The organism is Arthrobacter sp. 2RAF6, assembly GCF_052115205.1.
Classification (GTDB): domain Bacteria; phylum Actinomycetota; class Actinomycetes; order Actinomycetales; family Micrococcaceae; genus Arthrobacter.
Window position 1 is genome coordinate 12,967 of record NZ_JBFRGF010000018.1, and the last position, 21,752, is coordinate 34,718.

Here is a 21,752-nt window from a genome sequence, read left to right on the forward strand (position 1 = left end):
CTTTGGTTTACTCCGCTACCCATCAAAGCCGAGATCCGCGTCCGGTGCCCGGGCGTGTGTCACCAATGAGGGATGACAAATGTCATGCGGACGCTGTTATCGGTGAATACGTGGGGTTCGCCCGGTAGCTGTAGGGCCGGCACGCAGCGCTCGGCCCGCAGTCGCGGTTTCGACGCCGGACGCTACTGCCGGCGCTCGGCTTCCCTGCGCGCCCGCCGGGTCGAGACGACGGCGGCTAGCTCGCCCGTGTCGAACGATTCGAAAGCGTCGGCGGACCCTGCGGTTTCAAGCTCCCGGACCTTCCCGTCGTCGTCTGGTGCCGAATCCGCGGCGACGGCGGCCGCCGGCCGCCTCGGACCGGTCGCTTTGACCACCATCACGGCGATCAGGGTGGTCACCGGGATCGCCAGCACCAGGCCGATGGACCCTACCAGGGTGCGGATGACTTCTTCGGACAACTCGGCACTCGTGAGGGCATCGACCAGCGGGCGGTCGTACAGCATGACAATGATCAGGATGGGGAGCGCGGCACCGGCGTAGGCGAAGGCGATCGTGTAGACGGTGGAGGCGATGTGGTCGCGGCCGATCCTCATGGCCGAGGTGAACAGCTTGCGCGCTCCAGTCTCCGGCGCCAGCTCGTAGAGTTCCCACACGGCCGCGGACTGGGTGATGGTCACGTCGTTGAGGACTCCGAGTCCGGAGATGATCAGCCCACAGAGGATGATCCCGGAGAGCGAGATCTTGTCCGACATGTTCACCAGCGTGGCGCCTTCGCTGCTGCCGATCCCGGTCAGATTAGCCGCATCCGTGGCCCAGGCCGCCAGCAGCGCCGTAATGCCGAGGCCGAAGATCGTGCCCAGCAGCGCGGTGGAGGTCTTGGCTGAGAATCCGTGGGCGAAATAGAGCACCCCCATCATGATCGCCGTGGAGCCGACCAATGCCACGAGCAGCGGTGGTTTGCCTTCCACCAATCCCGGAAGCATGAAGCTGACCATCACCACGTAGGCTCCGGCCAGCCCAAGGAGCGCCCTGAAGCCGCGCCAGCGCGCGACCGCAATGACCACCACGGCATACAGGATCGCCAGAAGGGCCATGGGAACGGTCCGGACGAAATCCAGGAAAACGTACGACGGCGAGCCGTTGCCTGCCGCTGCGCCCTGCACCCCGGAGAGGTTCAGGTAGCGGATGCTGTCCCCCACTTTGACGCCATGGGACTTGGCCACATCCGGGTTGATGACCACCTTCACGGGACTCCCGCCGTTATCCGGTTGCGTGGACGCGAAGGTGCATTGGGACCCCTGCGGCTGTGCGCCGCTGCTTTGGTTCGTACCGTTCGTACCGTTCGTACCGTTCGTACCGTTCGTACCGGGAGCCTGGGTCCCCTGCGTGCAGCTTTCCTGGCTGACGGCTTGGATCTTGCCGGTATCGAACGTCACCCCGGGAGCAGCTGTGTAGGGGCTCGCGAAGGTGATGCCTTCCTTGCTCCCGGACGGCCACATGAGCAGCATGGCAACGATCGTGAGCACGGCGATCGGAGCCAGCACGGCTACGAGGAGCCAGTTGGCCCGCTTGCGTGCCGCGAGCGCCTGCGGGCTTGGCTCGAAATGCTCTGTGTGTCCGTGTGAATGGCCGTGACCCATTAGCTGCAAAACCTCATGCCCCCAAGCCTACGTGGGGCAGCGCGGCGTCCCACCCAACTAGCTCGCAGTTGTTGTCGTTATGAGCACTGAAAACGACATCTACTGCCAGTCAGTTGTGGGTCACCCGGGCACCGGGGTTCAGGCGGGTTTGATGTTTTGGTTCACGTGGAAGAGGTTTCCTGGATCGTACTTGCCCTTGATGGCTTGGAGCCGCTCGTAGTTGACCCCGTAGTTCTCGGCAATACGGTTCTGGTCTTCCGCATCCATGAAGTTGATGTAGCCGCTGACGGCAGAGTGCGGACGGAGGGCCTCCGCGTAGTTGCGGGCCCAGGCAATGTTGGCTTCGTTGTCGGCGGGGTCCGGCCATTGCGCCGCGATCACGGGGGCGAACTTCATCCCGCGGTTCACGAAAGCCGTGTCCAGTGCTCCAACCCGGGCCACGGCGCCGTCGATCGGGTAGACGTGGACCGCAGTGTTGAGGCTGGTGACCGTGGAACCAAATTCGGCATGCGCGTCGATGACTCCATCGTTGAGCTCACTGATGAAGTTGGCTTTCCAGTACCCTTGCAGGCCTTTGGGATTGAGCCCGTCAAAAGCGACGTTGAGTGCCGGATAGGGCATCGGCATGATCAGGGATCCGGCCACGGGTGCGGCATCGAGGAACGGCTGCCAGCGGGACTCACCTTCCGCCATGTCCCCCGTCCACATCCCGACCACGACGCACACAGGCTTGCCGTGCCACTCTTCGGGAAGGAACGGCACCGGCGGGCCCTGATGGAAGCCGAGGAACGCCCCGAATTCTTCGGGAGCGGAGTCGATGTAATCCCGGTAGAACTTGGCGACAGTCTCGGTGTGCCCTGCTCCGTAGATGACGATGCCCACGTGGACCATGTCCACCGGGTGCAGTTTGTATTCCAGTGACGTCACCACACCGAAATTGCCTCCGCCTCCCCGCAAGGCCCAGAACAAGTCCTCGTTCCGGGTTTCACTGGCAGTGAGGAATTTGCCGTCTGCCGTCACTACGTCGGCCGAAATCAAATTGTCACAAGACAGGCCGTACTTGCGGGCAAGATAGCCGATGCCGCCACCCAGGGTCAGGCCCGCGATGCCGGTGGACCCCACAATCCCGCCGGTAGTGGCCAGCCCGAAGGCGTGGGTCGCATGGTTGAAATCTGCCCAGGTTGTTCCCGCCTCGGCACGGGCGGTACCGGCTTCGGGGTCAATACGGACCCCGGTGCGGTTGACGAAATCGATGACAAGGGCATCGTCCCAGGTCCCGAAGCCGGGGGCGCTGTGGCCGCCGCCGCGGATAGCCAAGGGCAGGGAATTGTCCCGGGCAAAGTTCACGCTGGCAATGACGTCCGATACCTGGGCCACCCGGACGACCCCTGCCGGACGCTTGTCGATCATCCCGTTAAAGACGGCGCGGGCGGAATCATAGTCAGGATCAGTTGGAGTGACGAGTTGCCCACGGAGCTGTTCGCGCAGTCCGTCGAGGGGTGTTCCATTCATGGGTGTTACCGCCGATTCTCTTCATCAGACCGGATTCATTCCACCCGCCGCTTTCCCGCCAGACCAACGGCCGGGGCTTACGTCGTCATGCCTACACCCATGCCACGACCTCGTCAAGGGTTCACCCAACTGACTCGCATTAGTTGTCGTTATGAGGGCTCAAAACGACAACTAATGCGAGTCAGTTGGGCCAAGCGGAGAAGAACAGCTATTCGCTGACCACCAAGGTGTCCGCACCCCGGAGCTTCGCCTTGCCCAGCTCCAGCAAGGGGTCGACGACGGCCCGCACGGCCGTCATGGAATCGTCCACTTCGAGGAGCACGGGGTGCTGGTAGGCAATGAGCGCCAGCAGGTCACGGATTGCGGCGCGCGCCTCGTCGTCCTGCAAAAGCGGATCGTGCCCAAGGAATACCTCGGAAGGCTCGTCCGAGCTGCCCTGGGCATAGCTGATGGCGAAAGCCTGCAGCTTGCCCTTGCGGGTGGCCGGAACGCCCGAGCCAAAAGCGCTCGCCTTCGGCGCACGCAGCACGAGCGCACCGTGCGCCCCTGTCAGATCGTCAAGGAACAGCCGCTGCACCGTCGGGATGGCCAGCTCTCCAGGGTCGTCCCAATCGTGCACGGCGGTGTAGTACCGGCCCACGACGTCGCTCAGTTCCACGGATCCCGTGGCGAGGTCTTCCACCTGCTCGGAAGCAGCTTTCTCGGAACCGTCGCCAAACACCGGGAGCCTGAGCGGCTCGGGATCCACCACCACAAGCTGCGAACGCTGGATGGGTGCAAGCCCGGCCCACTCGGCGAATGCGGCACCCGCGGTGCCCGGCTCCACTTTGCTGCGCAGCTTGCTAACCCCCGACGGCGACTGCTCCGCTTCGCGCCGCAGCATGGTCAGGAGCGTCGCCCCTATCCCGCTCCGGCGGTGGTCCTTGGCAACCTCGATGTAGGCCCAGAGCCGTTCCGGGTGCAGGGAGGCCTCGTGGACCACACCTGCCGCGACCGGGATGCCGATGCCGTCAACGACGTCTTCCGCCACGATGCACCGGCGCCAAGGCTGGCCTTGGCCGCTGTTGCTCGACGGCGCCAGGGCTGCGCGGAATTGCTGGGCCGGCAGGGTCTCGGGCCCACCCCACATTTCCAGGAGCGCGAGGTCGTCGCCCTCACGCCATTCGCGGTATTCGATGGACACGCTTAGGCGCCGATCAGCCGTGCGGCCAGGTAGCCCTCCACCTTGTCCAGGGACACACGTTCCTGGCTCATGGTGTCGCGCTCACGGATGGTGACGGCCTGGTCATCAAGCGTGTCGAAGTCGACGGTGATGCAGAACGGGGTACCGATCTCGTCCTGGCGACGGTAGCGGCGGCCGATGGCGCCGGCGTCGTCGAAGTCGATGTTCCAGTTCTTGCGCAACTGGGCACCCAAGTCTTTCGCCTTCGGGGACAAGTCCTCGTTGCGGCTCAGCGGCAGCACGGCCGCCTTGACCGGTGCCAGGCGGGGGTCGAGCTTCAGGACAGTGCGGACGTCGACGCCGCCCTTGGCGTTGGGAGCCTCGTCCTCGGTGTAGGCGTCCACGAGGAAGGCCATGAAGGACCGCGTCAGGCCGGCAGCCGGTTCAATGACGTACGGCGTGTAGCGCTCGTTGGTGGCTTGGTTGAAGTAGCTGAGGTCCTGGCCGGATGCCTTCGAATGGGTGGAGAGGTCGAAGTCGGTGCGGTTGGCGATGCCCTCGAGCTCGCCCCACTCGGAGCCCTGGAAACCGAAACGGTACTCGATGTCCGTGGTGCCCTTGGAGTAGTGGCTGAGCTTGTCCAACGGGTGCTCGAAGAAACGCAGGTTCTCCGGCCGGATGCCCAGACCGGTGTACCAGGACATACGTTCCTTCATCCAGTACCGGTGCCATTCTTCGTCCGTGCCCGGCTCGACGAAGAATTCCATTTCCATCTGTTCGAACTCGCGGGTGCGGAAGATGAAGTTGCCCGGCGTGATTTCGTTGCGGAAGGACTTGCCGATCTGGCCGATGCCGAACGGCGGCTTCTTGCGGGACGTGGTGAGCACGTTGCTGAAGTTGACGAAAATGCCCTGTGCGGTTTCCGGGCGCAGGTAGTGCAGGCCTTCTTCACTGGCGACGGGGCCCAGGAAGGTCTTGAGCAGGCCGGAGAACTCCTGCGGTTCGGTCCATTGGCCGCGGGTGCCGCAGTTGGCACAGGCGATGTCTTTGAGGCCGTTTTCGGCGGGACGGCCCTTCTTTTCCTCGTACTCTTCTTCGAGGTGGTCGGCGCGGTAGCGCTTGTGGCAGGAGAGGCACTCGACCAGGGGGTCGGAGAACACCTCGACGTGGCCGGAGGCTTCCCATACCTGGCGGGGCAGGATCACGGAGGAATCGAGGCCAACTACATCTTCGCGGCCGCGGACTACGCTCTGCCACCACTGGCGCTTGATGTTTTCCTTGAGCTCGGCACCGAGGGGGCCGTAGTCCCATGCGGACCGGGAGCCACCATAGATTTCACCGGCCTGGAACACGAAGCCCCTCCGCTTGGAGAGGGAAATGACCTGGTCGAGGACGGATTTTGCTGCCATGGGTACTCCAATGTTCTACAGGGCCGCTGGGTGCGGTCCGTGGTTGTGCGCGAAGGTATTGCTGTGCAGGAAGCTGCGTGTCCTAGCCTACCGGCCTTTGACCGCTGTCCTGCCTCCGGGACTGGTCCGCATGGCTCTTGGCGGGACGGCGGGAAGTGAGTGCGCCCTTCGGCCAAGGCAAGGTGGCGACGATGATGGCGAATAGGGTCAGCAAGGTGCCAAGGATCGTGGGCAACGCAACCACGGTTCCCGGAGCAGGCAGGACCAGGTCAAGCGCGAGGGATCCGAGCAACTGTCCGGCGATCATCCCCAACCCGGTCACCAGGACACCGAGGCTGCGGACCAGCAAGGCAGCCAGGCCGATAAAGACGCAGCCCATTGGCCCGCCCACGTAATACCACCATTCAGCAGGCAGGGCGTGGCCGGGGCCAACGAAGATCACTTTGATGAGCCAGGCGATCCAGAGAATGACCGTTCCGGCCACGAAATTCACCAGCGTCGCGGCGATGGGGCTGCCGTAGTGCACGGTCGCCGTGCCGTTCATCGCCTGCTGGAAACTCATCAGGCAGCCAGCCACGACGGGCAACAGGATCGGGAGCATTAGGGACCCGACCTCGGACGCTGCCCCGAGGCGCGGCGAAACGGCCCAGACGACGGCGGCGAGCGTCAGGACGCTGCCGAGGATACGGACCCCGGTGATCGATCGTTTGCCGCCGGGACCGATCCCGAGCCGGTCCACGAGTAGTCCGCTCAGGGTCTGGCCCGTGATCACGGCTACCGTGAACAACGCGACGCCAAGCAGGCCAATGGTGAACGATTGGGCAATCACGTAGAGGGCGCCGATCCCGCCGGCCACCACATAGAACCGCGGAAAGCTGCGCTCCTTGACGGCAGGAACTATCCGGCGCAAACCAGCGCGGCCTTTCGGCAGTGCAAGGCCGATCACGGCGATCATTACCAGCCCGGTAGTGAAGCTTACGACGGCGGCCGCGACGCCGTCGTCGAGCCTGGCCCCCAGCGCACTGTTGATCCGTCCTTGGACCGGAAGCAGGGTACCGTTGGCCACCGCAAGAAGGAGGCCGGTGAGCAACGGAGGGGAGGTACTTCGGAAGGCGGGACGGGACGACTGCGGCATTTTCACCACCTTACTTTCAGGCATCATTGCTTGTATGAACAACCCGGAGATCGAAGAAATCCCCATTCGCGACGACATGATCCGACTCGGTCAGCTCCTGAAGCTCGCCAACCTGGTGGAGGACGGTGTGGAAGCCACGGAACTCATCAAGAACGGCCTGGTCAAAGTCAACGGCGAGATCGACGATCGGCGCGGCCGCCAACTCCACGTAGGCGACACCGTGACGGTCAACGGACAGACGGTGCGGATCGCAGCCGCTTCCTAGCAACGCGGGGTCACTTACGGCCCATTACGTGCCTCAGGATGGGCCGTAAGTGACCCCGCGTTGCTTCCTAGACGGAGGTGAGGACCTTGTGCTCCAGGAATTCTGCGACGTGGCCGATTTCCTGCTGGTTGATGCCGTGCCACATGCCTGTGTAGAGCACCTTGGTAAGGTCCGTGTGCTTTCGTACCCACCCCATGGTGTATTCGATCTTGTCCGGGGTGATGACAGGATCCTGCTGGTCCCGTCCCCAGAAGAGCGGCACGGAACCATCCAGTTCGGCGTCACGGAACGCGGGGTCGGCATCGGCGTCAACGGCGAAGCCTGAAAGCCCGACGACGGCGGCGAAGTCCGCGGGGCGCTGCCGAAGCAGCGAGGTGGCCATCGCCATGCCCATGGAAAATCCGAGGAGCGTCACCGAACTGTGGTTGGACTTGAACGAGTCCAACCAGGAAAACACGTACTCCGCGGCGTCCTTGACAGCGTCGAGGGAGTAGTCGATGGACGCCGTGAGCGGGAACCAGGTGAAGCCCGGGCCAGTGGCTATCGGCGCGCGGAGCGAAGCGATGACGAAGTCCTGGGGCAACAGCCCGGCAAGGCTGAAGAGGTCTTGCTCGTTGGATCCATAACCGTGCAACAGGAGCAGCAACGGCTTTCCAGCCCGTTCTTCCTCTTCGTGGGACCACAAAACGACCGGATCTGGAAAAGCAGGGGCAGGGAAGGCGGAAGCTTGACTCATGGGACTATTCTTGCAGTTACCCATGAGTAACAAGCTACGGGCGCGTGGCGTTGCAGCAAGAGGCAGGATATGAACGTGAGTGACACTGGTTCCACGGTCGGGCCCAAGTCGGTCGAGCGGATTCATCCGTGGACCCGCTACGTGGCATTAGGTGATTCCTTTACCGAAGGCATCGGCGACCCGGAACCCAACAATCCCGGGGGACATCGCGGCTGGGCGGACCGCGTTGCGGAGGAACTGAGCCGGGGACACCGGGATTTCGCCTACGCCAACCTCGCCATACGCGGGCGGTTGCTACAGCAGATCCTCGACGAGCAACTTGGCCCGTGCATGGACCTCAAGCCGGACCTCGTGAGCATTTCCGCAGGTGGCAACGACCTCATCCGTCCAGGGGGCGATCCCGACTCCTTGGCCGAGAAACTCGACGCCGCCGTGCAGACCCTGAGTTCCGAAGGCGCCACCGTGGTTCTCTTCAACGGTCCGGACACCGTGTCATCAGTACTCGGCCGGATCCGCGGCAAGGTGGCCATCTACAACGAAAACCTCCGCACCGTGGCCGCCCGCCACGATGCCGTGATCGCTGATATGTGGTCCCTCCGGCAACTTTCGAACTCCCAGATGTGGGACGAAGACCGCCTGCATTTCTCGCCGCTCGGCCATCACACCATCGCCGCGATGGTCCTCGATTCACTCAATGTGCCGCACAACCTCGAACCGCTGTTCCCCAAGCCGCTCCCCCAGCGCAGTTGGCGCGAAGCCCGCTCGGGCGACCTCGTATGGGCGCGCGAGTATTTTGTCCCGTGGGTCATCCGCCGGATCCGGCACCAGTCCTCGGGCGATGGAATCTTGCCAAAACGCCCGACGCCGGGACCCGTCTTCGGTCCGGCTGACACCTTCGTGCCGCGGAACTGAGAGAGGACCACGGGGCGGGTCACAGGGAGCGGGACTAAGCTGGTGAAAGACCTAGGAGGCCTCCACCGTGAACAATTTGATCTTCTGGATCATCGTCTGCTCTTGGCTGATTCCCATGGGGATCCGCATGTACAACCGATCGCGCCAGCGCAGGCTCCGGAACGGTGACTACGGGAATAACAGCTACGGAAACTACCCTGGAACCCCTCCGGGACAGTTCCCCGGCCAGCAATATCCCGACGGCCCGTTTTCCGGGCAGTCCTATCCTCCACAGAACTACCCTCCACAGAACTACCCCGTCGGATACCCGGAGCAACCCCCGGTGATCATCCCGGCTGAGCCGCAACCCCCGGTGGCGACGCCCGCACGGCAGGCCGCTCGGCCGTCGTCGGCTACTCCCCAAGCGAACGCTGCGCCCCAAGGCTACCGGGCCCGGAAACTGGCCGAACTGGACCAGGAGTACAGCGACGGGAAAATCGCCATGGAGGACTACATGAAGCTCCGCCAGGAGATCATGAACGGCTGATTCAGCCGAAGAAAGCTTCGCGCAGCTGGGGACCGAGCTGGCCGATCTCGGTGAGGAAACCGTCGTGCCCGATCGGCGCCTCGATCACGTGAACGGGAACTTCTCCGGGCAAGGCCTTGGCAAGCTCGTGGGATTGTTGCGGGAAGTAGAGGCGGTCCGAGTCCACCGAGGCAACGAAGAACTTCGCCGTTGCCACGGACAGCGCCTCCTCCAATGAGCCCCGGCCGCGGGTGATGTCATGGCTCATGAGGGCCTCGGTAATGGCGATGTAGCTGTTGGCGTCGAAGCGCTGGACCAGCTTGCTTCCCTGGTGGTCCAGGTAGCTCTCCACCTGGTAGCGGCCCCGGTCCCCCAACGCGGCAGCCTGAAGGGGCGCCTCGCTGCCCTGGGCGTTCCGGCCGAAGCGGAAGTCCAGTTCATCCGCCGAACGATAGGTGATGTGGGCGATCCGCCGGGCAAGGGCCAACCCGGCCTCGGGCGCGGCCTGGCCATAGTAGTCGCCGCCCTTGAAGTCGGCGTCCTGCCGGATGGCGAGCGTCTGGGCCTGCGCAAACGCGATCTGCTCGGCAGTGCTGTACGCCCCGATCGAAATCACGGCGCATCGCTTGACGCGGTCCGGATAGCTGACGGCCCATTCGAGTGCGCGGGCACCGCCCATGGACCCGCCGACGACGGTGTGCCAGCTGTGGATCCCCAAAGCGTCGGCCAGCCGGGCTTCGGCTACGGTGCTGTCCCGCAGGGTCACGAGCGGGAAGCGGGAGCCCCACGGCCTGCCGTCAGGAGCGCTCGACGACGGCCCGGTGCTGCCATAGCAGCCTCCCACGATGTTGACGGAGACCACGAAGTAGCGGTCCGTGTCGATGGTGGCACCGGGGCCAACGAGTTGTTCCCACCAGCCTTCTTCGGCGCTCTCGCCGCGGGCCACATGGGTGCTGCCGGTCAGGGCGTGTTCCACCAGGACAGCGTTGGAAGCGTCTGCGTTGAGCCGCCCCCACGTCTCGTACGCAAGGACGACCTCCGGCAGGAAACCTCCGGCCTCCAGTTCGAGTCCGCCCACGGAAACATACTTGAGGGTTCCGTCCTGGGTACCGGAAAGGGGTATGGCTGTTACAGCAATTGTCATTCGTTGACACCTCACATCGCGCTTGCCCGCCGCCAATACAGCGAAGGGCCAGGTCTTCACCCGGGGCACCCCGCCGCGAATGGAGGGTTGCCGGCCAGCAAGCCGGGGCTGTCGCTGGCACTCATGACCTATAGGAAGAGTCTAGGAAAACCAGACCCCTCCTGACGAAGATTATGACATCTTTGTGACACTTCGCCGCGTTTTGTTCACGAAGCGGAGGCCGAGGACGTCTGAAATTGAAGAGACGGATGTTGCCTGTGTGACTGGAGATAGAATTGGGTGCAGCAGTCTGCATCCTTCGGATGCCTCCGCCGGCACTGTGCGTCACAGGAAGATTGAAGTTCGTGAAAAAGCCACTCGGCGTCGTTCCGATAGCCCTGTTCATGCTGGTATCAGGTTTCACTGTGGGAGTGCCGCTGCCGGCGCATGCCGACACAACTCCGGGAGCCGGCGAAGACCGATACGTGGTCCGTTATACGCCCGATGCGGATGTTGCAGACAAAGCCGCGGAACTGCGGTCAAGCGGAGTCTCGGTCGACAGGACGTTCACGCACGCAGTGAAGGCTGCCGTCGTCACCACGACGTCCGCCAAGGCGGCACAATTGGCCAAGTCGGGTCGGGTCGCGTCCGTGGACCGGGATATGCCGGTGCGTATTTCGGACACTCAGGCGCCAGCACCCTGGGGTCTCGATCGCACGGACCAAAGATCTCTTCCTCTGTCCGGAAGCTACACGCCACCGTCGAGCGGCGCAGGCGTCTCGATCTACGTGGTGGACAACGGCGTGCTTGGCACCCATCAGGACTTCGCCGGCCGCGTAAGCGCGGGTTGGGACGCCATTACCCGGAGCGCCCCGGCGGCCTCTCCTTGCACCGATACGTCAACATTCCCCGATGCCGGCCACGGCACGCACGTCGCCGGAATCGCGGCCGGCAGCACTTATGGAATGGCCAAATCGGCAACGATTGTGCCGATCCGGGCACTCGACTGCAAAGGCAATGGAAACACCTCCGACGTCATAGCGGGACTGGACTGGATGGTGCAGCAGCACCAGCCTGGACAGCCCGCCGTCGCAAACCTCAGCCTTTCAGGCCTTCCCGGCCAGACCAGCCAAAGCCTGGACGATGCGGTCCAAGGGGTGATCGACAACGGCATTACCGTCACCTTGGCGGCGGGCAATTCGAGCGGCGACGCTTGCACCGTGTCCCCGGCCCGGGTGCCCGCGGCTCTGACGGTGGCCGCCTCGGACATGTCGGATCGCCAGGCATTTTTCTCCAACTTTGGTTCCTGCATTGACCTATACGCTCCAGGGGTTCAGATCACGTCCGATTGGGCGACATCGAATACTGCGACTAATGTCCTCACTGGCACGTCCATGGCGGCGCCGCACGTAGCAGGCGCCGCGGCGATGCTCCTCTCCCAGCACCCTTCATGGACCCCGGCACAGGTGGCGTCGACGTTGACCACGGGGGCGACCTTCGGGGTCATCCAGTCGGCCGGAAACTGCACGCCGAACCGGCTGCTTTATGTCAGCAATTCACTCTTCACGGCACCGCCGTATCTTTCAGGCGGCTTTGTCGCGGCAGCACCCTGCAGGCAACTGGATACCCGTGACGGCACCGGCGGGGTCAACGGTCCAGTGGGGCCAGGACAAACCGTCAACGTCAAAGTCGCAGGGCACGGAGGCATCCCGGCCACGGGTGTTTCAGCGGTCGCGATGAACATCACCGTCGCCAACCCCACCTCCAACGGCTTCGTCACCGCCTACGCCGCTGGAACCCCGCAACCAAACACCTCGAACGTCAACTACGCCCCAGGGCAAATCGTCCCCAACTTCGCCATCACCCCGGTCTCAGCCGACGGAACGATCTCCTTCACCAACACTTCCTCCGGCACTGTCCAAATCATCGCCGACACCTCCGGCTATTTCCTTGGCGGTGCGGCTACCGGTGCGGGCGCGTTTTCCGCCCAAGTACCAATCCGGCAATTGGATACCCGCGACGGCACCGGTGGGGTCAACGGTCCAGTGGGGCCAGGACAAACCGTCAACGTCAAAGTCGCAGGGCACGGAGGCATCCCGGCCACGGGTGTTTCAGCGGTCGCGATGAACATCACCGTCGCCAACACCACGTCCAACGGCTTCATCACCGCCTACGCCGCTGGAACCCCGCAACCAAACACCTCCAACGTCAACTACGCCCCAGGGCAGATCGTCCCCAACTTCGCCATCACCCCTGTCTCCGCCGACGGAACGATCTCCTTCACCAACACTTCCTCCGGTACTGTCCAAATCATCGCCGACACCTCCGGCTATTTCCTTGGCGGTGCGGCTACCGGTGCGGGCGCGTTTTCCGCCCAGGCTCCTTTCCGGCAATTGGACACGCGTAACGGCACCGGCGGGGTCAACGGACCCGTGGGGCCAGGACAAACCGTCAACGTCAAAGTCGCAGGGCACGGAGGCATCCCGGCCACGGGTGTTTCAGCGGTCGCGATGAACATCACCGTCGCCGGCCCCACGTCCAACGGCTTCATCACCGCTTATGCCGCAGGAACCCCGCAACCAAACACCTCCAACGTCAACTACGCCCCAGGGCAGATCGTCCCCAACTTCGCCATCACCCCGGTCTCCGCCGACGGAACGATCTCCTTCACCAACACCTCCTCCGGCACGGTCCAACTTATCGCCGACACTTCCGGGTATTACATCGCGGGTTAACCGGGGAACGGGGCGCCCACAGGAGTGGGCGCCCCGGCATCGAACGAACCGGCAAATGCGCCTAGCTGCCCTTGGCTGCCCGGAATCCTGCCTCGAGGTCCGCGAGGATGTCGTCGATGTGCTCGATCCCGACTGACAACCGCACCAAGCCCGGGGTCACTCCGGCAACGGCCTGCTGTTCAGCGGTCAGCTGGCTGTGCGTGGTGGACGCGGGGTGGATGACCAAGGAACGGACGTCGCCGATGTTTGCCACGTGCGAATGCAGCTCCAGGGCGTCCACGAAGCGTTTGCCGGCGTCGATCCCGCCGCGGATGGTGAAGGACACCACCGCGCCGGTGCCCCGGGGGCCGTACTTCCGCCCGCGTTCGAACCACGGACTGGAAGGCAGCCCCGCGTACGCGACCGATTCGACGTCGTCGCGCCCTTCGAGCCATTGCGCCACTTTGGTGGCGTTGTCCACGTGGCGTTCCACCCGCAGGCTGAGGGTTTCGATTCCTTGGGCGATCAGGAAAGCGTTGAACGGGGAAACTGCCGAGCCGAGGTCGCGCAGGAGCTGGACCCGGGCCTTGAGGATGTAGGAGAGGTTCGCGCCGAGGGCACCGTCCTTGCCGAGGTCGCGGGCGTAGACCAGGCCGTTGTAGCTGGGGTCCGGAGTATTGAAGTTGGGGAACCGCTCAGGGTCCTTGCCGAAATCGAAGTTGCCGGAGTCCACGATGACGCCGGCGATGGCAGATCCGTGCCCGCCAAGGTACTTGGTGGCCGAATGCACCACGATGTCCGCGCCCCACTCGATGGGCCGGATCAGGTAGGGCGTGGCGAGGGTGTTGTCCACGACGAGCGGGACCCCTGCCTCGTGCGCAATGCGGGAGACGCCCTCGATGTCCAAAACATCCTGGCGGGGGTTGGAGACGACTTCGGCGAAGAAGAGCTTGGTATTTGGCTGCACTGCGTCGCGCCAGTGGTCGAGGTTGTCCGGGTCCTCGACGAAGGTGACCGAAATTCCGAATTTCTTGAGCGTGTGGGCGAGCAGGTTGTAGGTGCCGCCGTAGAGGCTCGGGCTGGCGACCAGATGGTCGCCAGCCTCGGCGACGTTGAGGATGGCGAACGTTTCCGCGGCCTGGCCGGAGCTCAGCAGGAGCGCCGCCAAGCCACCCTCCAGGCTCGCTATGCGCTGTTCCACCGCATCCTGCGTGGGGTTGCCGATCCGGGTGTAGATGGGTGCCAGTTCGGCCAGCGCGAAGCGGTTGGCTGCGCTTTCCGCGCTGGGAAAGACGAACGAGGTGGTCTGGTAGATCGGGAGTGCCCGGGCGCCGGTGGCGGCGTCCGGCTCCTGGCCGGCGTGGATCTGGCGCGTTTCGAATGACCATCCTTGGGACATGCGGACTCCTGGTTGTCTGGGCTTTTGCCGTGCTTCAGCCTGCCGGGCTGCGGTATTCAGCGTGCCGGCGTTCGGTTGCCGCCAGTCTAGGGACGGTATTGCGGGCTCCGGAAGCTTTGTGACGAACCCAGTAGTTTTCGGTCCCGGCGCGTCCTGAAGTGACTCTGAGCTGCCTTTTCGATACATCCCACCTTGGTTAGGCTTGACTTAGCTGAGAGCTCCATCACAAAGTGCCAAGATGAAGCCATGCGCATGGATCACGTCTCTTACGCTTGTGAACGAGATGGCCTGTTGGCCACCACCGAGCGGATTTCCGCAGCATTGGGAGTGGACGCAGTCCGGGGCGGAGTGCACCCGCGCTTCGGTACCCGGAACATGATCATTCCCCTTGCTGACCACAAATACCTGGAAGTTGTCGAGGTCCTTGACCACCCGGCATCCGACAAGGCACCTTTTGGACAAGCCGTCCGTGCACGCTCCGCCACGGGAGGTGGATGGATGGGCTGGTGCGTCGCTGTTGACGACCTGAGCCCGTTCGAACAGCGGCTCGGACGCGCCGCTGTTCCCGGCAACCGCAAGTTTCCGGACGGCCGCGAACTCGTCTGGTCGCAGATCGGCATCCTGGGACTCATCGCCGATCCCCAGGTTCCCTACTTGCTCCGTTGGGAGGGCGACCCTGCCCTTCACCCGTCCCTCGTGTACCCAAGCGACGTCAAGATGTCCAGCCTCACCATTGCGGGCTCAGCGGAGCGCGTCACCGAGTGGCTTGGGGAACCCGTGGAGAAGCCGCTTGAGGACGTTGCAGTCCAATGGATGGCTCCGCACGGAACGCCGGGAATCATGTCGGTAACGTTCGAAACCACCAACGGGGCCGTCACCATCTGACGGACCAACGGGCCAGGATGGTCCGGGAAAAACTTCGGCCGCCATATGCGGGTGCCAACGATGTCACCCCGCAATGGCGGCCGATACCTTTTAACGCGCCCCTAGCCCAGCCCGATGGCCTTGCCGAAGACGCTGAAGCCGACAAACGCCACGATGTCCAGGAGCGCGTGCGCCACGACGAGCGGCATGACGCGTTTGGTCTTCGTGTAAATCCAGCCAAACACGAGGCCCATGACGGCGTTGCCGATGAACGGCCCGAAGCCTTGGTACAGGTGGTAGCTGCCGCGAAGGAGGGCGCTGAGCATGATCGCCAGCGGGGTGCTCCACCCGAACTTCCCGAACCGGTCCAGGAGGTAGCCCACCACGATGACTTCTTCGACGACGGCGTGCCGCACCGCGGAGAGGACCAGCACCGGCACGGTCCACCAGTAGGAGTCCAGGCCGCTGGGGATGATCGCCGTCGTGATCCCGAGGGCGCGGCCGGCCGCATAGAGGCCCAGCGACGGGATGCCGATCAGCGCGGCGAGGCCCAGTCCGTGCAAGGCGTCACGGCCCGGGCGGGCGAAGTTGAAGCCCAGCCGGGTGAATCCCGAGGGACTCTCCGCCGTTTGGCGGTGCAAGGACAGGAAGTAGAACACCAACACCACAGGGACCAGGGCGAACGCGATATCCAGCAGCTGGTAGGTGAGGTCGAAGTACTCGCGCGTGCTCTGCGAGCGGTTGAGGGTAGACGTCGCATGGGCCAAGGGCCCCTGGGTCATCTTGTCCAACAACTGCACTACGGAGTACACAGCCGATTGACCCAGGGACAAGCCAAGGACAATCAGCACTTCGGCGCGCAACCGGCGCGTTGAGGCTAGGAGCATGCTCCTATCTTGCCCGCATTTGCCTGATGTTTTCCCTGAGCCGGGTCCCCGGTGTCCTCTTGCATGGGCCGGGCGGCTCCTGACCCTATGCTTGGTGGGATGAGCGCGCCAGCACGAATCTTCATGATCCGGCACGGCCAGTCCGCCGCCAATGCCGACACTTCCATCTACAACCGTGTGCCCGATTACCGCATCCCGCTGACGAAGCTCGGCATCGAACAGGCACGGGCCGCGGGTGAGGCCCTGCGCAGGAAGCTCGACGGCGAACCTGTGTGCGTTTATGTCTCGCCCTACCTTCGGGCGTACCAGACCCTCGAGGCACTGAATCTGGACAGCATCACGGAAAGGGTGATCGAGGAGCCCCGGCTGCGTGAACAGGACTGGGCCAACTTCCAGATTGCCGGAGACATCGGGGACCAGAAGGAGCTTCGCAACCTCTACGGGCACTTCTTCTACCGGTTCCGCGAGGGCGAATCAGGCTCCGATGTCTACGACCGGATTTCGTCCTTCATGGAAACCCTGTACCGGCATTGGGAAAAACCCGACTACGCGCCCAACACCCTGCTGGTGACCCATGGCCTCACCATGCGGCTCTTCTGCATGCGATGGTTCCACTGGTCGGTGGAGTACTTCGAGTCCCTCAACAACCCGGGCAACGCGGAGCTACGGACCCTTATCCGCAACGATCAGGACAAGTACGATCTCGACACGCCCTTCAGCCAGTGGGTGCAGCGCAGCACGGACGAAACCGTCCTGAACGCTCCCCCGATGGTCTTCTGACGGGCACAACGCTGCTAGGCGTCCTTGGCCACGATCACCTCGGTGCCGCTGGCTTCAAACGCTGCCTTGTCCTCTGCCGTGATGCCCGAATCCGTGATGAGCCTGCGGAAATCGTACCCGGCCATCGCCGCGAAGGCACGCTTGCCGATCTTCGTGGAGTCGGCCAGGACGTAGGAGTCGGTGGCGCGGCGGGCCATCACGGTATTCACCATGGCTTCTCCTTCGTCGGTAATGGTGGGACCGATCTTGGGATCGACTCCATTAACGCCGATGAAAGCGATGTCCAAGGCAACCTTCTGCATGATGACATCCGTGTAAGGCCCGACAAGTTCGTACGAACGCGGGTTCAGGATGCCGCCGGTGACCATGATCTTGATGTTGGGTCTCACGGCAAGCTGGGCGGCGATATTGATGGCGTTGGTGACCACCGTCAGCATGGGCCGGTTGGAGGGCGCGTTGAGGTCTTCGCGGGTGGACAGCACCTGGGCCAGGGCCGTGTTGGTGGTGCCGCCGCTGAGTCCGATCACTGCCCCGGGCATGATGAGCTCCGAAGCTGCCAGGGCAATCTGCTGCTTGGCCTCGGCGTGATCATCCCTGTTGTAGCGCCCCGGAAGTTCGTAGGCCACTGATCCCGTCGTTGCACCGCCCCGGGTACGGCTCAGGAGCCGCTGCTTGGCGAGGCTGTCCAGATCACGGCGCGCAGTAGCCGGCGAGACGGCCAGCCGGGTCACGATATCCTCGACCTCAACATGCCCTGACTCGGCGAGGAGATCAAGGATGGCTGTCAGTCGATCGTTGCGGGTCATCACGAACCTTCCGGAAATTGGGACTAGTTCACTTTCGCGAACAGCGTCAGCAAACGTGCGGTTTCCAACACCAGGGCGTCTCGTCCGGCCTTGATGTACTTGCGGGAGTCCACCACCGAGGGGTTGGCATCCAGGTACTCACGGACGGCGCGGGTGAAGAACCCGTTCAAGTGTGTGGATATGTTGATCTTAGTCATACCGGCCCGGATTGCCGCCACCAGCGTTTCGTCCGCCACGCCGGAGGACCCGTGAAGGACGAGCGGCAGCTGGACGGCCTCCTTGAGCCGGGTGATGAGGGCCAAGTCCAAGGCTGCGCTGCGTTCGGTCATCGCGTGCGAGGAACCGACGGCGACGGCGAGGGCGTCGACGCCGGTGGCGTCCACGAAGGAACGGGCCTCGGCCGGATCCGTCCGGACTCCCGGAGCATGGGCACCGTCCTTGCCTCCCACTTTCCCGAGCTCGGCCTCGACGTACACCCCGTGGTCCTGGGCGTATCTGGCGATCCGACGCGTGACTTCAACGTTCGAGTCGTAAGGCAAGTGCGCGCCGTCGTACATGACCGAGCCGAACCCGAGGTCGACAGCTTGCAGTGCCAGCTCTTCGGATTCGGCGTGGTCCAGGTGCAGGGCCACGGGTACCGAAGAGTCCCTGGCGATGGACATTGCACCCCGGGCAATCGGGACGAGTCCGCCGTGGAAACGGACGCAGTTCTCCGAGATCTGCAGGATCAACGGGACACCCGCCGTCTCCGCCCCCGCCACCAGGCCTTCGGCGGTTTCGAGGTGGATGACATTGAAGGCGCCCTGTCCGATTCCATTGGACGCGGCGGTATCCATGAGTTCCCGTGTACTGACGAGCGTCACAGGGTCTCCTTCCAGCTGAGAATGAGTTGGTCTTCGAGGTCCGCGTAAAGCGGCGAGATCTCGCCGGCCACCGGCATGAGCACCGCGGCGGCGGACCAGGCGGTTGCCCGGCGCAGAATCCCGGGAATATCAGTGATGTCGGTGAAGCCTGCGGCGAGCGCGACGGCGGCAGCCGCCACACCGGCGTCGCCGGCTCCAGTGGGGTTGCCGCTGAGCGGCTCCGGGAGCCGCGCGCTCCAGTAGCCTCCGGGGGCGGCATGGTGGAACGCAAGCATGCCTTCAGCGCCGGCACTGACCAGGACAGTTTTGGCCCCGAGGGCGATCAATCGCCGCGCCGCGACGTCCAGGCTGCTTTCCCCTGTTGCTTCGAGTAGTTCGTGATTGTTGGGCTTGAGGAGATCCGCCCCGGCCTGTGCGGCGGCGATGATCCCGGGACCGGAGGTATCGACGACGGCGGGAATACCGGCGTCGTGCGCCAGACGCACCAGTGCCGGGTAGAAGTCGGCGGGCGCGCCGGGCGGCAGGCTGCCCGAACCGACAAGCACTCCCGCGCTTTGCCCGTCGAGGGCGTCGACGACGGCGGCGGCCAGCGCCTGCCATTCGGACGATTGGAGGGGACTCCCCTCCTCATTGAAAATGGACGTTTCGCCGCCCACCGTGTCGACGAGGGCGATGCTGCGCCGTGTTTCCGCGGCGACCGGAATCAGGCGATGCGGGACGCCGCTGCTGAGCAGTTCGGCAGCGAATTCGGCACCGGCCGTGCCGCCCGAGGGGGCGAGAACTAGTACGGGGTGGCCCAGCTGATGGGCCACCCGCGCAACGTTGAGGCCCTTTCCACCCGCGCGGCTGAGGGGTGCGGCGACGCGATGGCTTGCTCCGGGGGTGATCCCGGCGACGTGGTAGCTGAGGTCGATGGCCGGATTGGGCGTGACGGTAATGACCCGTTTCATGGCCTGTTTCATCGCCTCGTCCCTGTGCCGGAGGCGGCCTTCGCGGCCGGGAGCAAGGCCCGGGCCCTCATGGCGGCGCCGAGCAGGCCTGCATCCTGGCCCAGTTGGGCGCGCATGATGACGGGCCGGCGCTGGAAATCGAGCAGCTCGTCGAGGCCCGAACGGAGTGGCTGCAGGAGTCCTTCTCCCGCTTCGGCGAGCCCGCCGCCCACCACCACTGCCTCGGTGCCGATGATGCTGACGCATTGGCTGAGGCTGAAAGCGAGTGCATCCACTGCATCGCCCCAGATCCGGGCCGCAAGCGCATCGCCTGCTTTGGCCCGTTCGAGGACTTCACGGGCACCGGTGCGGGGAGTTCCGGCTTTGTCACTGTAACGCCGGGCGATCGCCCCGGCGGAGCCGACTGCCTCGAGGATCGCGTGGCCCGGACCGTCGGGGTCCGGTACGAGGGCGTGGCCCAGTTCCCCGGCGAAGCCGCCTGCGCGCACCGGGTACCCGTCGGAGATGACGGCGGCGGCGATCCCGGTACCAACCACCATCACCACGACGTTGCGAAAATCGCGGGCCGCTCCGAACCGGAATTCGGCTTCGGCTGCCGTGCTGACATCGTGGCCGAAGGAGACCGGCAGTCCGAGGCGCTGCGCGGCCTTTTCCCCGAAGGGAAAGTTCCGCCATCCCAGGTTCGCCGAATAGATCCCGATTCCGGTGTCTGAGTCCACGATTCCCGGAACCACAATGCACGCGGCCTTCGCCGGGTGGCCGGGAAATTCAGCGGCAAACTCAGCAGCCATCGCGGCGATGGCGTCCAGGATCGCCTCGCCAGGCCGCAAGGGATCATGCGGCGTAGCAGTGCGGCGCAGGCCCAGGACATTCCCGGCCGTGTCGACAAGGCCTGCCTTCAGATCCGTGCCGCCGACATCGAAGGCCAGGACTGCGGATTCAGCGGTTCCGAGAACCATGGGATTGCCTAGGCCGTGGCGTTCAGGACGACAGAACGCGTGAGGTTGCGCGGCAGATCGGGATTGAGGCCGCGCACGCGTGCCCGGTCCAGGGTGACTTTATGGACCCGGGCCAGCTCGGCGAGCGGGTGCTTGCCGGTGTTGACATAGAGGGCGCCCGTGCGGCCCATATCGGCGTCCAAGCCCTCAGGCTGAGGGCCGAAGATCCACGTCACTCGACCAGGAGCGGCGATGGAAATGGGACCGTGCCGGTATTCCATCGCCGGATAGGATTCGGTCCACCCCTGCACTGCTTCGCGCATCTTGAGTCCGGCTTCGTGGGCCAGGCCAACGGTCCAGCCGGTACCGAGGAAGGTGAACTGTTCGGCGTCGAGCAGCTCCCGGGAAACAGGCTCGGCGACGGCAGCGACGGCGTCCTCGATTGCCGTGCCGAGCTCGATACCAAGGCTCGTCAGGAGGTACACGAGGGCCGTCGTGGCGAAACGGGTCTGGACCACCGATTTCTCGTCCGCGTAGGGAAGGCCGATCACGGCGTCGGCCAGGGTGGTGATGGGCGAATTCACGTCCCCGATTACCGCGATGGTGCGGACTTTTCCACGCAAGGCTTCCAAAAGCTCAAGTACCTCCGTGGTGGTGCCGGAGCGGGTGATGGCGATGACGGCGTCGTAGTGGCGGCCGGCGCTGTTGTGATTGAGGAAGGCTTCGGACGCTGCGAACGCGTCGGTGACGCCCTTGCCCGCGGCTTCCCGGGCAGCGGCATAGCTCTGAGCCATGAACCATGAGGTACCGCAACCGACGACGGCGACTCGCTCACCGTCAGCAGGAAGCAGGTGCCCCGCCTTGGCTTGCTCAAGTTCGCACTGCTCGATGGCCCGCTTCCAGACCTCGGGCTGCGAAACAAGCTCTTCTTCCATGAAGGCCCCGAGGGTGTTGTTACTCATCGCACTTACCATTCCTGTCCGCGCTTCTTCGACGCACTCTTCAACACGTCATTCAACATTCGACGGTTTGACGTTTTATGATCCATACAAACACTAAACGATCATATTCAATCGCACAAGGATCGTGGCAGGCACCACGTGCGCCGAAAGAAAAAGCAGGGCCCCTCCATCTGGAGAGGCCCTGCTTTGT

20 protein-coding genes and 1 riboswitch are annotated in these 21,752 nt (G+C 64.1%); of the genes, 6 read left to right on the plus strand and 14 right to left on the minus strand.

What is annotated here, in order from left to right; all coding sequences use genetic code 11:
* Positions 1-182 precede the first annotated feature (182 nt).
* From AB4Z38_RS13905 to AB4Z38_RS13925, 5 genes are all read right to left on the minus strand, one after another.
* Positions 183-1,640, minus strand: a complete 1,458-nt coding sequence (locus AB4Z38_RS13905) for a YibE/F family protein (protein WP_441430258.1) — start codon at positions 1,638-1,640, stop codon at positions 183-185.
* 138 nt (positions 1,641-1,778) lie between these two features.
* Positions 1,779-3,152, minus strand: a complete 1,374-nt coding sequence (locus AB4Z38_RS13910; RefSeq protein ID WP_441430259.1) for an FAD-binding oxidoreductase — start codon at positions 3,150-3,152, stop codon at positions 1,779-1,781.
* Positions 3,153-3,360: 208 nt separating this feature from the next.
* A complete protein-coding gene (locus AB4Z38_RS13915; RefSeq protein ID WP_441430260.1) occupies positions 3,361-4,335 on the minus strand; it encodes a GNAT family N-acetyltransferase in 975 nt (324 codons plus the stop codon).
* Positions 4,336-4,337: 2 nt separating this feature from the next.
* Positions 4,338-5,723 carry a glycine--tRNA ligase gene (locus tag AB4Z38_RS13920; protein ID WP_441430261.1) on the minus strand — a complete coding sequence of 462 codons (1,386 nt, stop codon included), beginning with the start codon at positions 5,721-5,723 and terminating at the stop codon, positions 4,338-4,340.
* Positions 5,724-5,805: 82 nt separating this feature from the next.
* Positions 5,806-6,858 carry a DMT family transporter gene (locus AB4Z38_RS13925; protein ID WP_441430262.1) on the minus strand — a complete coding sequence of 351 codons (1,053 nt, stop codon included), beginning with the start codon at positions 6,856-6,858 and terminating at the stop codon, positions 5,806-5,808.
* A 34-nt stretch (positions 6,859-6,892) separates the two neighbouring features.
* On the opposite strand from AB4Z38_RS13925, the gene AB4Z38_RS13930 reads away from it, so the two are divergent.
* A complete protein-coding gene (locus tag AB4Z38_RS13930) occupies positions 6,893-7,123 on the plus strand; it encodes an RNA-binding S4 domain-containing protein (RefSeq protein WP_441430263.1) in 231 nt (76 codons plus the stop codon).
* A gap of 67 nt (positions 7,124-7,190) precedes the next feature.
* Here AB4Z38_RS13930 and AB4Z38_RS13935 read toward each other — a convergent pair whose 3' ends face one another.
* The gene (locus tag AB4Z38_RS13935; RefSeq protein WP_441430264.1) at positions 7,191-7,859 is read right to left on the minus strand and encodes an alpha/beta hydrolase; all 669 of its coding nucleotides are present in this window, start codon (positions 7,857-7,859) and stop codon (positions 7,191-7,193) included.
* Positions 7,860-7,928: 69 nt separating this feature from the next.
* Here AB4Z38_RS13935 and AB4Z38_RS13940 point away from each other — a divergent pair, with 69 nt between their 5' ends.
* Positions 7,929-8,771 (plus strand): SGNH/GDSL hydrolase family protein, encoded by an 843-nt coding sequence (locus AB4Z38_RS13940; protein ID WP_441430265.1) that lies wholly within the window; start codon positions 7,929-7,931, stop codon positions 8,769-8,771.
* A gap of 67 nt (positions 8,772-8,838) precedes the next feature.
* Complete coding sequence (locus tag AB4Z38_RS13945; RefSeq protein ID WP_441430266.1) at positions 8,839-9,297, plus strand: hypothetical protein; 459 nt, start codon at positions 8,839-8,841, stop codon at positions 9,295-9,297.
* Position 9,298: 1 nt separating this feature from the next.
* On the opposite strand, the gene metX is transcribed toward AB4Z38_RS13945, so the two are convergent.
* Positions 9,299-10,420: a homoserine O-acetyltransferase MetX gene (gene metX / locus AB4Z38_RS13950; RefSeq protein ID WP_441430267.1), complete on the minus strand. Its 1,122-nt coding sequence runs from the start codon at positions 10,418-10,420 to the stop codon at positions 9,299-9,301.
* 13 nt (positions 10,421-10,433) lie between these two features.
* A riboswitch (SAM riboswitch) is annotated at positions 10,434-10,549 on the minus strand.
* 215 nt (positions 10,550-10,764) lie between these two features.
* Here metX and AB4Z38_RS13955 point away from each other — a divergent pair.
* Positions 10,765-13,134 carry a S8 family peptidase gene (locus AB4Z38_RS13955; protein WP_441430268.1) on the plus strand — a complete coding sequence of 790 codons (2,370 nt, stop codon included), beginning with the start codon at positions 10,765-10,767 and terminating at the stop codon, positions 13,132-13,134.
* Between the two features lie 61 nt (positions 13,135-13,195).
* On the opposite strand, the gene AB4Z38_RS13960 is transcribed toward AB4Z38_RS13955, so the two are convergent.
* Positions 13,196-14,512, minus strand: coding sequence for a bifunctional o-acetylhomoserine/o-acetylserine sulfhydrylase (locus tag AB4Z38_RS13960; RefSeq protein ID WP_441430269.1), 1,317 nt, complete (start codon positions 14,510-14,512; stop codon positions 13,196-13,198).
* Between the two features lie 246 nt (positions 14,513-14,758).
* On the opposite strand from AB4Z38_RS13960, the gene AB4Z38_RS13965 reads away from it, so the two are divergent.
* A complete protein-coding gene (locus tag AB4Z38_RS13965) occupies positions 14,759-15,397 on the plus strand; it encodes a VOC family protein (RefSeq protein WP_441430270.1) in 639 nt (212 codons plus the stop codon).
* Positions 15,398-15,498: 101 nt separating this feature from the next.
* On the opposite strand, the gene AB4Z38_RS13970 is transcribed toward AB4Z38_RS13965, so the two are convergent.
* Positions 15,499-16,263: a CPBP family intramembrane glutamic endopeptidase gene (locus AB4Z38_RS13970; protein ID WP_441430271.1), complete on the minus strand. Its 765-nt coding sequence runs from the start codon at positions 16,261-16,263 to the stop codon at positions 15,499-15,501.
* Positions 16,264-16,362: 99 nt separating this feature from the next.
* Between AB4Z38_RS13970 and AB4Z38_RS13975 the strand changes: the two genes are divergently transcribed.
* A complete protein-coding gene (locus tag AB4Z38_RS13975; RefSeq protein ID WP_441430272.1) occupies positions 16,363-17,043 on the plus strand; it encodes a histidine phosphatase family protein in 681 nt (226 codons plus the stop codon).
* Positions 17,044-17,057: 14 nt separating this feature from the next.
* Here AB4Z38_RS13975 and AB4Z38_RS13980 read toward each other — a convergent pair whose 3' ends face one another.
* From AB4Z38_RS13980 to AB4Z38_RS14000, 5 genes are read right to left on the minus strand one after another with little or no spacing between them, the layout of a single operon-like run.
* The gene (locus tag AB4Z38_RS13980) at positions 17,058-17,849 is read right to left on the minus strand and encodes a DeoR/GlpR family DNA-binding transcription regulator (RefSeq protein WP_234750768.1); all 792 of its coding nucleotides are present in this window, start codon (positions 17,847-17,849) and stop codon (positions 17,058-17,060) included.
* Positions 17,850-17,872: 23 nt separating this feature from the next.
* Positions 17,873-18,712: a class II fructose-bisphosphate aldolase gene (locus AB4Z38_RS13985; protein WP_441430273.1), complete on the minus strand. Its 840-nt coding sequence runs from the start codon at positions 18,710-18,712 to the stop codon at positions 17,873-17,875.
* Complete coding sequence (locus tag AB4Z38_RS13990) at positions 18,709-19,674, minus strand: 1-phosphofructokinase family hexose kinase (RefSeq protein WP_441430274.1); 966 nt, start codon at positions 19,672-19,674, stop codon at positions 18,709-18,711. The genes AB4Z38_RS13985 and AB4Z38_RS13990 overlap by 4 nt, the downstream gene beginning before the upstream one ends.
* Positions 19,671-20,621 (minus strand): ROK family protein, encoded by a 951-nt coding sequence (locus AB4Z38_RS13995; RefSeq protein ID WP_441430275.1) that lies wholly within the window; start codon positions 20,619-20,621, stop codon positions 19,671-19,673. The genes AB4Z38_RS13990 and AB4Z38_RS13995 overlap by 4 nt, the downstream gene beginning before the upstream one ends.
* Positions 20,622-20,629: 8 nt before the next feature.
* Positions 20,630-21,562 (minus strand): SIS domain-containing protein, encoded by a 933-nt coding sequence (locus AB4Z38_RS14000; RefSeq protein ID WP_441430276.1) that lies wholly within the window; start codon positions 21,560-21,562, stop codon positions 20,630-20,632.
* Positions 21,563-21,752: the final 190 nt, after the last annotated feature.